Source organism: Sulfuritalea sp., from assembly GCF_017302275.1.
Lineage (GTDB): Bacteria > Pseudomonadota > Gammaproteobacteria > Burkholderiales > Rhodocyclaceae > Sulfuritalea.
In genome coordinates, this window is sequence record NZ_JAFLDR010000025.1 from 1 (window position 1) to 12,266 (window position 12,266).

Annotated in this window: 13 protein-coding genes; 4 read left to right on the plus strand and 9 right to left on the minus strand. The window is 67.7% G+C overall.

Translation table 11 applies throughout. From position 1 onward, the window contains the following. The 7 genes from J0M27_RS13810 to J0M27_RS13840 form a co-directional block, all read right to left on the minus strand. Positions 1–1,772 (minus strand): HAD-IC family P-type ATPase (locus tag J0M27_RS13810; RefSeq protein ID WP_294992691.1); only part of this gene is annotated, 1,772 nt, incomplete at its 3' end. Positions 1,773–1,802: 30 nt separating this feature from the next. After that, positions 1,803–2,909, minus strand: coding sequence for an ATP-binding protein (locus J0M27_RS13815; RefSeq protein ID WP_294992694.1), 1,107 nt, complete (start codon positions 2,907–2,909; stop codon positions 1,803–1,805). Next, entirely contained in the window at positions 2,906–3,574 is a 669-nt protein-coding gene (locus J0M27_RS13820) for a response regulator (RefSeq protein WP_294992696.1), read from the minus strand. Before J0M27_RS13820 ends, J0M27_RS13815 begins: the two co-directional genes overlap by 4 nt. Beyond that, positions 3,555–4,103 carry a cytochrome b/b6 domain-containing protein gene (locus J0M27_RS13825; protein WP_294992699.1) on the minus strand — a complete coding sequence of 183 codons (549 nt, stop codon included), beginning with the start codon at positions 4,101–4,103 and terminating at the stop codon, positions 3,555–3,557. Before J0M27_RS13825 ends, J0M27_RS13820 begins: the two co-directional genes overlap by 20 nt. An 8-nt stretch (positions 4,104–4,111) precedes the next feature. After that, the gene (locus J0M27_RS13830; protein WP_294992702.1) at positions 4,112–4,570 is read right to left on the minus strand and encodes a diheme cytochrome c; all 459 of its coding nucleotides are present in this window, start codon (positions 4,568–4,570) and stop codon (positions 4,112–4,114) included. A gap of 13 nt (positions 4,571–4,583) precedes the next feature. After that, positions 4,584–4,964 carry a DUF1924 domain-containing protein gene (locus J0M27_RS13835; protein ID WP_294992704.1) on the minus strand — a complete coding sequence of 127 codons (381 nt, stop codon included), beginning with the start codon at positions 4,962–4,964 and terminating at the stop codon, positions 4,584–4,586. A gap of 79 nt (positions 4,965–5,043) precedes the next feature. Beyond that, a complete protein-coding gene (locus J0M27_RS13840; protein WP_294992707.1) occupies positions 5,044–6,762 on the minus strand; it encodes a cation:proton antiporter in 1,719 nt (572 codons plus the stop codon). Between the two features lie 86 nt (positions 6,763–6,848). On the opposite strand from J0M27_RS13840, the gene J0M27_RS13845 reads away from it, so the two are divergent. From J0M27_RS13845 to J0M27_RS13855, 3 genes are read left to right on the plus strand one after another with little or no spacing between them, the layout of a single operon-like run. Further along, the gene (locus tag J0M27_RS13845) at positions 6,849–8,561 is read left to right on the plus strand and encodes a DUF1538 domain-containing protein (RefSeq protein WP_294992710.1); all 1,713 of its coding nucleotides are present in this window, start codon (positions 6,849–6,851) and stop codon (positions 8,559–8,561) included. Positions 8,562–8,563: 2 nt separating this feature from the next. Beyond that, positions 8,564–8,935 carry a P-II family nitrogen regulator gene (locus tag J0M27_RS13850; RefSeq protein WP_294992712.1) on the plus strand — a complete coding sequence of 124 codons (372 nt, stop codon included), beginning with the start codon at positions 8,564–8,566 and terminating at the stop codon, positions 8,933–8,935. Beyond that, positions 8,928–9,284: a hypothetical protein gene (locus J0M27_RS13855; RefSeq protein WP_294992715.1), complete on the plus strand. Its 357-nt coding sequence runs from the start codon at positions 8,928–8,930 to the stop codon at positions 9,282–9,284. Before J0M27_RS13850 ends, J0M27_RS13855 begins: the two co-directional genes overlap by 8 nt. Before the next feature lie 33 nt (positions 9,285–9,317). On the opposite strand, the gene J0M27_RS13860 is transcribed toward J0M27_RS13855, so the two are convergent. Beyond that, complete coding sequence (locus J0M27_RS13860; protein ID WP_294992718.1) at positions 9,318–9,740, minus strand: universal stress protein; 423 nt, start codon at positions 9,738–9,740, stop codon at positions 9,318–9,320. A 140-nt stretch (positions 9,741–9,880) separates the two neighbouring features. Here J0M27_RS13860 and J0M27_RS13865 point away from each other — a divergent pair, with 140 nt between their 5' ends. After that, complete coding sequence (locus J0M27_RS13865) at positions 9,881–11,296, plus strand: citrate transporter (RefSeq protein WP_294992719.1); 1,416 nt, start codon at positions 9,881–9,883, stop codon at positions 11,294–11,296. A gap of 4 nt (positions 11,297–11,300) precedes the next feature. Here J0M27_RS13865 and J0M27_RS13870 read toward each other — a convergent pair whose 3' ends face one another. Further along, the gene (locus J0M27_RS13870; RefSeq protein ID WP_294992722.1) at positions 11,301–12,215 is read right to left on the minus strand and encodes a LysR family transcriptional regulator; all 915 of its coding nucleotides are present in this window, start codon (positions 12,213–12,215) and stop codon (positions 11,301–11,303) included. Positions 12,216–12,266 lie beyond the last annotated feature (51 nt).

Sequence of the window (12,266 nt, forward strand, 5' to 3'; positions counted from 1 at the left end):
GAACCGGCGTCGTCACGCCGCGTCAATCGACCAAGTGCAGCCACTTCACGCAGATGCTGGCGCGCGGGTTTCGCCGGCGAGCCCATCATCTTGTTGAGCCGCGTCTTCGTGCGCTCCGCGCTCAAGCGCTGGTGGTAGATGACGTCCTTCCCCGGCCACATCGTAGCGACGCCTTCACGAGGGTCGAAGGCGCCCACGGCGTCCTTGAGCGACAGCCCCTCCATGAGGAATATCGCATCCGAGTGGTACTTGCCGGGTTCGTCGCCGAACCCTTTAGGCCGCTCAGCGATCATCGCCTTGTAGGTCGCCTTCGGCAGCGCCAACACCTTGATCAGTTCGCTGTCGAGCTTGAACTTGGCGGGAAGGACCTTCTCGATGGCGCCCTTGGCATACAGCGTCGGCCGTCCTTCCACGTCGTGCAGCGTCGCCATCGTCTGCCGCGCCGAATCGAAGGGGAGTTCGTCCTGGCGCGGAAAGACATGGCGCAGGGTGGTCTCGTCCAGTCCGCCCTTGCGCGCCGCGACCAGCAGCGCGACTTCGGTGGGGTCGCCGGCGTGTAGCCAGCGCCGGCTTTCGAGGCTTAGCGCGGCGTCGTTGCATAGCGCAGCCGCGATCAGCACCTCGCGCAGCGCCGGTCCGGGTTCGCCGCCGCCGAGTGAACCTTCGGGATCGTAGCCATGGCCCGTAACGGTGACGCTGGTGCCGGCCGCCCACAGTTCGGTGACTGTCATCGCGTTCTCGGTCAGCGTGCCGGTCTTGTCCGAGCAGATCACCGTGGTACTGCCCAGCGCTTCCACCGCCGGCAGGTGGCGGATGATGGCGCGGCGTTTGGCCATGCGGCTGACGCCGATGGCGAGCGTGATGCTCATCGCCGCGGGCAGGCCTTCCGGGATCGCGCCGACGGCGAGCGCCACCGCCGCCATCAGCATTGCCGTCATCGGTTCGCCGCGCATCACGCCGATGACGAAGGTCAGCGCTGCCAGGCCGAGGATCACCCACAGCAGCAGGCCGGCGAACTCGCCCATCTTCTTCGTCAGCGGCGTGGCGATTTCGGGTGCGCTGGCGATCAGGCCCGAGATGCGCCCGGTCTCGGTGGCGTCACCCGTGGCGACGACGAGGCCATGGCCCTGGCCGGCGACCACGGTGGTGCCGGCGTAGGCCATGTTGCGCCGGTCCGCGAGCTGGGTGTCCGGCGGCAATCCGTCGTGGTGCTTGTCGATCGGCGCGGCTTCGCCGGTCAGCGCGGCCTCGACGGTGCGCAACTGGCGCCCGGAAATGATGCGCAGGTCGGCCGGTACCTTGTCCCCGGCGCTGAGCCAGACCACGTCGCCGGGCACGAGGTGTACGGCATCCATGCGCCGCCGGCGGCCGTCGCGCAGCACCGTGACCTCGGTCGCCACGGCGCGGGCCAGCGCCGCCAGTGCCGCCTCGGCCTTGCCTTCCTGCAGGTAGCCGATCACTGCATTGATGGCCACGACGCCAAAGATCACCGAACTGTCCACCCATTCGCCCAGCGCGGCGGTGACCGCGCCGGCGCCGATCAGTACCAGCACCAGCGGCTCGGTGAGCTGGCCGAGAAAACGCGAGAGAGCGCTGCGTCCGGCTTGCTGGCTGGGTCGATTGGGGCCATGGCGCGCCAGGCGTGCCGCCGCCTCGTCTTCGGTCAGGCCGTGGTCCGGGCGCACGCCGTGATCGGCCAATGCGTCGGCGGCGGGCAGCGCGTGCCACGGCGGTGGGTCGGGTTTGGACGACGATTCGGGGGGGAGGTTCATGCGCCAATTATCCAGCGCCCCGCAGCGGGACTAATTGATCGCCGGCAAATGTATGCGTGCGACAAGTCCGCGGCCGTCCGGCCCTTGCTCGAGCAACAGGCTGCCGCGGTGGACTTCGGCGATGCGGCGAACGATCGACAGTCCGAGGCCGCTGCCCGGAATGTTCTGTTCGCCCGCGTCACCGCCGCGGACGGCAGCCGAAAAGTCGGCGCTGGCGCCACGGCGAAAGCGCTGCTGCACGGCCTCGATTTCCGCCTCCGGAAGGCCCCTGCCGTCGTCGCTGACGCTCAGCACGGCGCGCTTGCCCTGCCGTTCGATGTGCACCTCGACGCGGGAAGGCGCGGCGTGGCGCAGCGCGTTGTGCACCAGGTTGCGCAGCATGGCCTGCAGCAGCGCGACGTCGCCGCGCACCCGCGCATCGCCGTCGGCCAGCACCAGTTCGCAGTTGCGCGCGATGGCCTCGCCGGCGGCGTCCGCCAGTACGTCGGCGGCGATCGGGCGCAGGGCCAGTGGCTGCAATGCCTCACCGCTGTCGGCATCGAGTCGCGCCAGGGTCAGCAACTGGGTGAGCAGATGCGTGGCCCGGTCGCAGCCGACCAGGATCTGGTCCAGCGCGTGGCGGCGCTGGGTTTCGTCGGTGGCGGCCAGCGCGACCTGGGCCTGGGCCTTGAGCGCGGCCAGCGGCGTGCGCAGCTCGTGCGAGGCGTCGGCGGTGAAGCGGCGCTCGTTCTCCAGGGCCCGCTTGATCCCGACGAAGAGCTCGTTCAGTCGCTGCACCAGCGGCAGGATCTCGCGCGGCGTGCCGCTGTCCGTGATCGGCGTCAGCCGGTGCGGCGCGCGTGCCGCGACGTCGTCGGCCAGGCGGCGCAGGGGCCGCAGCGAAACGCCGACCGCGACCAGCAGCACCAGGGCCAGCCCAGGCAGGGCGAAAAGCATGGGCTTCAGCAGGTGCTCGGCGATTTCGGCGGCGAGTTCGGCGCGCTCCTCCCGCATATGGCTGGCCGTGGCGGGGGGATGGTTGAGCAGTTCCTCGATCTCGTGCAGCGCCGAGCGCCAGGTGAAGGCGGCGGTAACCAGCCACACCACTGCCACCGCGGCGGTGGTCAGCAGCACCAGGCGCAGGCGCAGGGACATCATGCGGCGGCGTCCCTGGGGATCACGTAGCCGATGCCGCGCAGGGTGCGGATCGCTTCCGCACCGAGCTTGCGGCGCAGGTGGTGGATGTAGACCTCGATCGTGTTGCTGCCGATTTCCTCGCCCCAGGCATAGAGATGTTGTTCGAGTTGGGCGCGCGACAGGGCGCGTCCCGTCTGCTGCATCAGGGCGTGGAGCAGCGCGTATTCCTTGGCCGAGAGTTCAACCGCCTTGCCGGCGCAACTCACCGCGTGCGTCGCCGGGTCTAGCGTGATGCCGGAAGCCGTCAGCACCGGCGCCGGCTGGCCGCCGGCGCGGCGCAACAGGGCGCGCAGCCGGGCGTTCAGTTCGCCGAGGTCGAAGGGCTTCACCAGGTAGTCGTCGGCGCCGGCGTCGAGTCCCTTGATGCGGTCATCGACGGTGTCGCGCGCGGTAAGGATCAGCACCGGCAGCGCACGCTTCTTGGCGCGCAGCCAGCGCAACACGTCGAGCCCGTCCTTGCGTGGCAGGCCCAGGTCGAGCACCACGGCGGCATAGTCCCCGGTCGCCAGCGCCGTTTCCGCACTGACGCCGTCGCGCGTCCAGTCGACGGCGTGGCCGGCCTGCTTCAGGCCGGCCTGCAGCGCGTCGCCCAGCAGGGCATCGTCTTCAACCAGCAGGATTCTCATGGCGGATGTGCTTGCGTCCCGTGATCATCGCCTTGACCAGATTCTCTCCATGCAGCCAGCTGCTGACGACCACGCCGGCCAGGTGGATGCCGACCATCGCCATCATGCCATTGGCAGCAGCTTCGTGGACTTCCTCCATGAAATCCCCGCCGAACTCGTTGTAGGTGGCGTAGCCGCTGGCGGCGGCGGTGATGCCGAATCCGAGCAGGAGGAAGACCGCCACCGCGCCGGCCGGATTGTGGCCGACGTAGTGCTGCGGCTTTCCGCCCAGCAGGGACTTCAGGTAGTCGATGACTGTGGTCGGCGTCGGCAGGAAGTCGGCGAAGCGCGCATGGCCGCCGCCGACGAAGCCCCACAGGATGCGGAAGGCGATCAGCCCGGCCATGGCGTAGCCGGCCAGGACGTGGATGTCGCGCAGCTTCTCCGATTCCGCGGTGGCGAAGGCGATGACGAAACTGGTCGCCAGCGACCAGTGGAAGATGCGCGTCGGCAGGTCCCAGACGCGAACCGGTGTGCTGTCTGCATTCATGGCTGCCCTCACTTGGGGATGTTGATCGAACGTTCGCTGTAGTCGCCGGCCGCCGCTTGGCGGTGGCAGGCCGTGCAGTTAACCGGGCTCTTGATCGAGGCGCGCTTCCAGGTCGCGGCGGCGATCTCGCGATGCTTCCTTTCGAAGCGCGCGGTCTCGGTGATGCGCAGCAACGGCTTGCCGGAAGCGTCGCGCGTGGTGCCGGTCTTGCGGCCGCCGGCGTGGGTGACCAGAAAGTCGGTGATGGCGGCACGGCGTTTTTCGTCGAGGCTGGCATCCGATCCGAAGTGGTGCGCGAGGTCGCCCATCATCGCGCGCCAGGAATCGGCGTGCAGCATCTGCGGCGGAAAGGCCATGTGGCAGGAAGCGCATTCTTCCTCGAAGGCCCCGTGCTTCGGCAGGCGGTAGTTGTCGGCATGGGCGCTCACGGCGAACAGCAGCAGGGCGGTGGCTATCAGTCGTTTCATAAGAATCTCCGGCCTATTTGAGGGTCAGCAGCCAGGCCATGACGTCGGCCTTTTCCTGCGCGCTGCAAAGGCGATTCACTGTGTCGTTGCAGTTGCGGCGGAACCACTTGTCCACCTTGGCGGCGTCGGTGAAGCGCTCCGCATTCGCCACCGGCGCCAGCGCCGCGATCGGCTTGTCGGTCCTGGCGTGGCGTCCGGCCTGGGTCGGCTTGTCGGTGTGGCAGGAGGCGCAACTCCACTCGCCGCCCTGCTTGCTGTTGAAGAAGCGCGCGCCGCGCTCGGCGGAGGCGGCGCTGCCGGCCTCTTTTTCGAAGCGGGTCAGGAAATCGCGCGGGGTTTCGGCCCGGGCACCGGCGGCGGCGAGCAGGGCGGCGATGATGAACAGCTTGCGCATGTGAACCTCCATGGATGATCAGTGCCGCGCATCATGGAGGGCACCGCTTAAAGCGCGCTTAAGCGGTCGGGGAGGTCGCTTACTTCTTCGCCGGCTGGTAGAACTCGCGCAGCGAGGCATAGCGCGCGGCGCGGACTTCGCGCACGTGCTGGATCGCGTGCTCCATCGGGATGCCGGCCTGGACCAGGGTTTCGGCGGCGATCAGCAGGCTGCTCTCCAGCACTTCGGGAATCACCTCGGTGGCGCCGGCGGCCTTGAGCCGGGCCACATCCTTGTCGTCGGTGGTGCGCACCACGATCGGAATGTCGGGCCGGGTCGCGCGCACGATGCGCACCACGCGTTCCGCCGAGTGCGCGTCGGGATAGGTGACCACAACGGCGCGCGCGCGGGCGATGCCGGCCGCCTGCAATACCTCGCGGCGGTCGGCATTGCCGAAGACGACATTGATGCCCTCGGCCCGTGCGTCGGCGATGCGCTGCGGGTCGACGTCCAGCGCGATGAAGGGAATGCTTTCGATGGCGAGGAATTCGGCGATGCGCCCGCCGGTGCGCCCGTAGCCACATACCACCACGTGCTCGCCGAGGTCGATGCTGTGCACCGCGATGTCGTGGATCACGGTGGCCTTGTGCGCCCAGTCGCCGCGCCCCATGTCGCCGGAAAGGCGCGCGGCGCGGGCGATCAGGAAGGGCGCGATGAACATCGACAGCAGCATCGCCGAGAGCGTGATCTGGAAGGCGCTGTCGTTGATCAGCTTGAGCTGGCGCGCCAGTTCGATCAGCACAAGGCCGAACTCGCCGGCCTGCGCCAGTTGGGCCGCCGTGCGCAGGCTGGCCACCAGCGGTGTACGCGCGATGCGCGTCACGATCAGCATGACGAGGGCCTTGCCGGCGATCAGCAGCACCACGGCCAGCAGCAGCTTGTGGGCATTGGCCAACACATAATGGATGTCGAGCAGCATGCCCACCGTGACGAAGAACAGGCCGAGCAGGATGTCACGAAACGGCCGGATGTCGCCTTCCACCTGGTGGCGATACACGGTTTCCGAAATCAGCATGCCCCCGACGAAGGCGCCCAGCGCGAGCGAAAGCCCGCTTTGTGCCGTGAGGAAGGAAAGCCCGACCACGATCCACAGCGTGGTCAGCACCAGCAGCTCGTTGGAGCGAACCCGGGCCGCGGCATCGAGCAGGCGCCCCATCAGCTTCTGCCCGAGCCAGATCAACAGCGCCAGGACGAGGACCATCTGGGCCGCCGCCAAGGCCAGCGAACGCCACAGGTCTTCGCCGGAGGCCGCCAGCGCAGGCAGCAGGATCAGGCAGGGCGCCACCGCGAGGTCCTGGAACAGCAGCACGCCCATGGTCTGGCGCCCGGACCTCGAATGCAGTTCGAAGCGGTCGGAGAGCATCTTGGCCACGATCGCGGTCGATGACATGGCCACCGCCAGGCCGACGGCGATGCCCCCGCGCCAGCCCTGTCCGTAGGCCAGCGCCGTCACCAGTCCGGTACCGAGCGCGGTCAGCGCCATTTGCGCGGAACCGAAACCGAACACCAGGTTGCGCATCGCCTGCAGGCGCTTCAGGCTGAATTCGAGTCCGATGGTGAACATCAGGAACACCACGCCGAACTCGGCGAAGCCCTGTACTTCCTCGCTTTCCGCCAGCAAGGCCAGTCCGTGCGGCCCCAGGGCGATGCCGATGGCGAGGTAGGCCAGCATCGAGGGCAGCTTGAGGCGGCGCGCGATCAAGACCGCGCCGACGGCGGCGGTGAGCAGCAGCAGGATCGACAGCAGGTTGGAATGCATGAGGTAATCATAGCCTGCGGCCGCATTCGCAATCTTGACCTGGGTAAAATGGGCCTTCGATATCCGGCCACCCTTTCCTCGCCCCGATGACCGACCCAGTACTGCAGCCGCGCTTGCGTTACGGCGAGTTCCTCAGCGCCGTGCGCGTCAAACAGCGGCGCGTCAGCTACAGGGATGTGCATGCCGATGCCGGTAAATGGTCACGCGCGCGCAGCCTGCGACTGGTGGACGTGCATCGGCTGCTGACGCCCTATGTCAGCGTGCGCTTCCTCGAGCAATTGCGCGCCGTGGTGCCGCTGGCGCTGTTCCTCGCCCTGTTCCAGATCGCTGCATTGCGCGCCGATGTGCGGGAGGGCGAGCTGATCGCGTTCGGCATGCTGGCCGTGATGCTGGGGCTCATGCTTTTCATGGACGGCGTCAAGTACGGCCTGATGCCCTTCGCCGAAAGCATCGGCTTCAACCTGCCCAATCGGGCGGCGCCCGCGGTGGTGCTCGGCTTTGCCTTCCTGCTGGGCGGCATCGCGACCTTTGCCGAGCCGGCGATCGGCGCCCTGCGGGCGGCCGGCGGGGGTGTCGATCCCCTGCGGGCGCCCTGGCTGCATCTGCTGCTGACGCGCTATCCCGACCGCCTGGTGCTGGCCGTCGGGATCGGCGTCGGCCTTGCCGTGGTGGTGGGCATGCTGCGCTTCTTCTTCGCCTGGCGCATGAAGACCCTTGTCATCGCGACCTTGCTGCCATGCCTGGCCCTGACCACCTATGCCGGTCTCGACCCGCGCCTGGCGCCGATCATCGGACTGGCCTGGGATTGCGGCGCCATCACCACCGGGCCGGTGACCGTGCCCCTGGTGCTGGCGCTGGGCATAGGCGTGGCCGCCGCGGCGGGACAGGAAGACAATCCGCTCGCCGGCTTCGGCATCGTCACCCTGGCCTCGCTGTTTCCTGCGTTTGCGGTGATCCTGGTCGGTATCGGCCTGGTCGGCGAAATGCCCGATCCGGCCGCCCTGCCATCAATAGTCGGCGCTGGTGGCACGGCAGCCTGGTGGGATGAAACGCCGGCGGCCGAACTGGTCGCCGCATTGCGCGCCATCGTGCCGCTGATCCTGCTGCTCTGGCTGGTACAGCGCTTCCTGGTGGGTGCGGCGGTGAAGCAGCGCAACATCATTGCCTATGGCGTGGTGGTCGCGGTGCTGGGCATGGCCCTGTTCAACCTGGGCCTCAGCGTCGGGCTGGTTCCGCTCGGCAACCAGGCAGGGGCCACGGTACCGGCGGCGTTCAGCGCGGTCGGGGGCGGCGACGCGCTCTACCCGTACCCGCTCGGCATCGGCCTGACCCTGGTCTTCGCCGCCACCCTGGGCTACGGCGCCACAGTGGCCGAACCGGCGCTCAACGCCATGGGCACCACGGTGGAAAACCTGACCGACGGCGCCTTCCCCAAACGACTGCTGATCCAGGCGGTTGCCGTTGGCGTCGCACTGGGCATCGCGCTGGGAGTCGCCAAGATCGTTTTCGCCTGGTCGATACTGCCCCTGCTGCTGGGCGGCTACACGCTGGCCCTGGTCGCGACGGCCTGGTCCAGTGAAGAGTATGTCGCGCTGGCCTGGGACAGTGCCGGGGTGACCACCGGCCCGGTCACGGTGCCGCTGGTGCTGGCGCTCGGCCTCGGCTTGGGTCAGGCCGTGGGTGTCGCGGAAGGCTTCGGCATCCTGGCGATGGCGTCGCTGGGTCCGATCGTTTCGGTTCTATTGGTGGGCTTCTGGATCCGCCGCAGGGCGGAAGTCGCTGCGCGAGGGGAAAGCTAGGCATGAAACAACGCGACGAAATCGTGGTCCTGACGGATGCGGTCCTGATCACCTGCATCGTCCAGCGCGGGGTCGCCGACACCGTGGTCGACGCGGCGACGGACGCCGGCGCCCAGGGCGCGACCATCTTCTACGCGCGTGGCATGGGCGTGCGACAAAAGCACCTCGGCGTACTGGGCATTACCGTGAATGCCGAGAAGGAAGTGATCTACATCGTGGTTCCGGCCGACCACGCCGACCACATCTTCGAGCGCGTCTATGTCGCCGCCAAACTGGATACGCCGGGCATGGGCATGATCTACATGTCGCCGCTGGACAAGATGGCGACCTACGTGCCGCCGGAAATCGCCGCGCGCTTCGGCCACCATGGCTGAGGAGCTCAGGCCGCCGCCACCACGCGGCGAGTATCGCGTCATCACCTGCATCATGCCCGCCGGGCGCGGCGCCGAGGTGATGGAGGCGCTGCGCCGCGAACTCGGCGTGGTCAGCACCAGCTTCCACCATGCGCGCGGCATCGGCACGCACAGCCTGCGCCACAGGGTGTATTCAGACGAAAAGCAGGTTTTTACCGCGGTGGTCGCCGCGGACAAGGCGGACGCCGTGTTCGAGCTGATCTACTTCAGTGCCGGGCTCAATCTGCCCCATGCCGGCATGGTGATGATGGGCAAGGCTTTTCGCGCGGCGGGACTGGAATCGCCGGTCGCCGCCGAGGACGTGCAGTAGATCGAAACTGACGAGAAGCGGCGGGCGGCATGCTTACTTGACCACCGTCACCGGGCAAGGCGAGAGGTAGATCACGTCCCTGGCGACCGTTCCCATGAGGGCGGCGGCCAGCTTGCCGGTACCTTGGCGGCCAAGCACGATGACGTCGCATTCGCGCTCGGCGGCGATGCGGGCAATGCTTTCTGCGACGGGGCCCAGCACCACCATGGCTTCATGGGAGACACCCGCGGCGTCGAGCAACGCCCGTGTCGAAACGAGGGCGTCGCCGGCACGGGTTTCCTGCATGGCTTCGATCTCGCGCAGCGGCATGTGGCCGCGAAGTTCCGGCGCGTCGATCGGCGGCTGGACGTTGAGCAGCACGACGTCGCAGGCAATGCTGTTCTTTGCCAACTGGATGACATGCCGGGCGACGCGCTCGGAATGCTCGGAACCATCGACCGGAAGCAGAATTCTCATGGCTGGACTTTCACTCTCTGTAAGGCTCGAAGTTTAGCGTATTCCGCGAGAATCCCGACCACGAACCCGCTCCGGTGCAGGTTTCGCCGGCCGGCAGGCTGCTACAATCGGCCGACAAAAACGAGGAGGAGTGGTTGGAGATGATGGCTTTGCATCGCTTGTACAAATCCCTGCCACTGGCGGGCCGCTGGCTGGCCGCTTTCGCCATGCTGCTCGCGGCGTCCGCGGCGCAGGCGGCCGATGCGGCGGTGACCTCGCCTGCCTTGTTCGGCATCCCGGTGGATTTCATCCTTTTTGCGGCGACGCTGCTCGGTGTCGCGCTGTTCCACCACTACGTGCTGCAGGTGGCGCTGGCGGGGCTGGCCACCATCGCCACCTACAAGATCCTGTTCACCGGTTTCAAGACCGGCGCCGGCCTTGCCGGCTTCGGCGTGCATATGGCGCACGAATGGGTGCTGCTGGCCAACCTGCTCGGCCTGCTGGTCGGGTTTGCGTTGCTGGCGCGGCATTTCGAGGACAGCGGGGTGCCGGAGGTATTGCCCAAGCTGCTGCCCGAGGGCTGGCTCGGCCCCTTCATGCTGCTGGTGATCATCTTCGTCCTCTCCGGCTTCCTCGACAACATCGCCGCCGCGCTGATCGGCGCCACGGTGGCGGCCAGCGTGTTCAAGCGCAAGGTGCATATCGGCTACCTCGCCGCCATCGTTGCGGCCTCGAACGGCGGCGGCGCCGGTTCGGTGGTCGGCGACACGACGACGACCATGATGTGGCTGGACGGCGTCAGCCCGCTCGACGTGGTCGAGGCCTACATCGCCGCCGCCGTGGCACTGGTGGTGTTCGGCATTCCGGCGGCGCTGCTGCAGCACAAGCACATGGCCATCAGCCGCGACTTCCAGGCGGCGCACCATATCGACTGGGCGCGGGTCGGCATCGTGGTCTTCATCCTGGTCGCCGCCATCGTTACCAATGTCACCGTGAACCTGAAGTTTGCCGCCATGGCCGAGCACTTCCCCTTCCTCGGCGCCGCCGTCTGCATCGCCCTGCTGGTGGCGGTGCCCTTGCGCAAGCCGGAGTGGAGCCTGATACCCGGCGCCTTCAAGGGTTCGGTGTTCCTGCTGGCGCTGGTGACCTGCGCCTCGATGATGCCGGTGGAACAGCTGCCGCCGGCATCCTGGTCGACTGCGCTGGCGCTGGGCTTCATCTCGGCGGTGTTCGACAACATTCCGCTGACCGCACTGGCGCTGAAGCAGGGCGGCTACGATTGGGGCTTCCTCGCCTACGCTGTCGGTTTCGGCGGCTCGATGCTGTGGTTCGGCTCCTCGGCCGGCGTCGCCGTGGCCAACCTGTTTCCCGAGGCGAAGTCGGTCGGCCAGTGGCTGCGCCACGGCTGGTTCATTCCCATCGGTTACGTGGTCGGGTTCTTCGCCCTGCTGGCGATCCTCGGCTGGCATCCCCACGAAAAGCACAAGGAAGGTCCGGCGGCTGCCGTTCAGGTGCAGAAGGTGGTGCCTGCGGACTCACCGACACCGGCTCCGGTCGGCGCGCCGGGCTACCAGTAAGGAGTCAGGCGGCGGCTGCCGGGCTCCAGCTCACCGGCGCCTTGCGGATCGCCTCGACCGCCGGATGGCGGATGCGCCGCTCGTTGGAAATCGCGTAGTACTGCTCGCGCACCTCGTCCAGTACGCCGACCGCTTCGGCGCCGAACTGCGCCGCGATGTCGGCGCCCAGCACCGAAGGCGCCGGAAAGAGGCCGATGCCGGCGCGGCCGAAGGTCGTCAGCAGCGCGCTGTCCTCGAATTCACCGACGATCAGCGGCGCCACGTCATGGGTTTCCAGCCAACGCTCGATCTGGCCGCGCAGTGCGTTGCCGCGCGTCGGCAGCAGCATCGGCGCAGCGCCGAGGCTGTGCGGGAAATCCTTGCGGTAGCGCCAAGCCAGAGTAGGCGCGCCGAACAGCGTGATCTCGAACTCGCCCAGCGCGTGGCTGAACACCTTGAGGTTGCCACCGTGGGGCGCCGGCCGGTCGGTCAGCACCACGTCGAGCCGATGCAGCGCGAGTTCGGCGAGCAGGGTGTCGAACTCGCCTTCGCGGCAGACCAGGCGCACCTGCTGCGGCAGGTGGAACACGGCTTCCATCAGGCGATAGGCGATCAGCTTGGGCAGCGCATCGGAGATGCCGACCGCCAGGCGCAAGGTGTTCGCCGCATCGGTCTCGCGCAACGCGGCATCCATGCGTTCGCCGAGCTGGAAAATCTGGTCGGCGTAGGCCACCGCCAGCCGCCCGGCCTCGGTCGGCACCAGGCGCCGGCCCTGCGGTACCAGCAGCGATCTGCCGAGCGATTGTTCGAGCCGGGCGATCTGCACGCTGATGGTTTGTACCGCGACGCCGAGCCGCCGCGCCGCACGCGTGACGCTGCCTTCGCGGGCGACGACCCAGAAGTAGCGCAGGTGGTGGAAGTTCAGCGCAGCGGATTTCATTTTCGTATTTTACGAAGTTAACGTCATTTGTTGTTCGGTTTGTAGGAAGCT